This window comes from Synechococcus sp. R55.7 (assembly GCF_047461955.1).
GTDB lineage: Bacteria > Cyanobacteriota > Cyanobacteriia > Thermostichales > Thermostichaceae > Thermostichus.
The window spans coordinates 1-1,319 of record NZ_JANSIC010000043.1; the positions used below are offsets into that span (position 1 = coordinate 1).

1 pseudogene is annotated in these 1,319 nt (G+C 60.2%); it reads right to left on the bottom strand.

Features of this window, described 5'->3' with window-relative positions:
* Positions 1–75 precede the first annotated feature (75 nt).
* Positions 76–1,319, bottom strand: a pseudogene (locus NW820_RS03660) (histidine kinase); the annotation flags it as partial.

Here is a 1,319-nt window from a genome sequence, read left to right on the forward strand (position 1 = left end):
TCAAGGGTTGCTGAAGCAGGAAGAAAGCAACAGCGCTGAGCAAAAATCTGTTCTGTTCAGTGCTGTGTAGGTCTTTCAGAGCGGCATCTCCCAGTGCAGCTCGACATGGGTATGGCCTTCTGGGGTGCGGGTGCGATGCCAGGATCCCTTGGGTAGATAGCGGGCGATGGTGTTCATGGCCTTGCTGCCGTAGCCGCCGCTGAGGCCGGGAGCGTACTCGATACCATCGTTGACCACGGAAAGGCAGCAGTGGCGCTCCGTTTGGGCCAGCGACACCTTGACAAAGGAAGCATTGCCTTTGGGGGGTTGTACATGGGCGATGACATTGCCGATGGCCTCCCGCAAAAAGCGCAAGATGTCTTCTCGCTGATCAAACCACTCACCGGTGTTGGGCTCCTGCAGAGGTTGCAGTTGCCGCTCTACAGATAGCGTTAGGCTGCCCGATTGGATCAGTTCATCCAGATAGATCTCGATGCCTCGATGCAGCCCTTCTCGTAAGCTGGGGGAGATGCGCAGCTTGGCAGCTAGAGTGCGCACATCGTTGAGCTGATTCCGGATCCCGCGTCCGATCCTCTCCAGTTGCTCGAGCAGGTGGTCGTAGACGGTGGGATCGGGAGCTTTTCCCTGGTGCTGCTGCCATTGCAAGCTCTCCAAGTTGTCCATCACCACCTTCAGCTCCTGCAGCTCGCGATCGTGAATGTCGGTGGCTACTCGGTAGAGCAGCTTGCGAGCCTGGTCAATGGCGGCCTCCTGTTCGGCTCGGCGCAGGCGCTCCAGTTCCTGTTGCTGGGCCAAGAGCCGTTCTTGATTCTCCACAATGACCAAAGTGAGCAGCAGGCTCACCCCCGTTAGCCCACTGGCCAGGGCCGGCAAGACGAGAGGCCAAACCCAACGCCCCAGTAGAAACTGGGCCACAGCCCACCCTTCGTAAACGGCAAGCCCCACCACAGGCCGCAGGAGAAACTGCTGTTGCTTCCAGCCCCAAGGGCTCAAAAGTGCTCCGCACCGCTGACGCGAACGTAGGGGGGGACGATAAAGCACCAAAAGCAGTCCCGTTCCCACTCCCAGCAGCAAGACCACCGCAACCGCCACCCCCCCCGGCACGGATTGGTAGACCTCCCCGGTGAGCAGGCTGGAGAGGACTTGCGCCTGCAGCTCCACCGCCGCAATCTGGGATCCATCCGCAGTCCGCACTGGGAAGGTTTCGGGGTAGCCGCCCACAAAACCCACCAGGACAATTTTGTCCCGCAATTGGTCGGCAACTTCGGGATCGAGGGGAGGGATCCCTTCTTGGCCGCGGCAGGCTTGGCTGGGGTTGA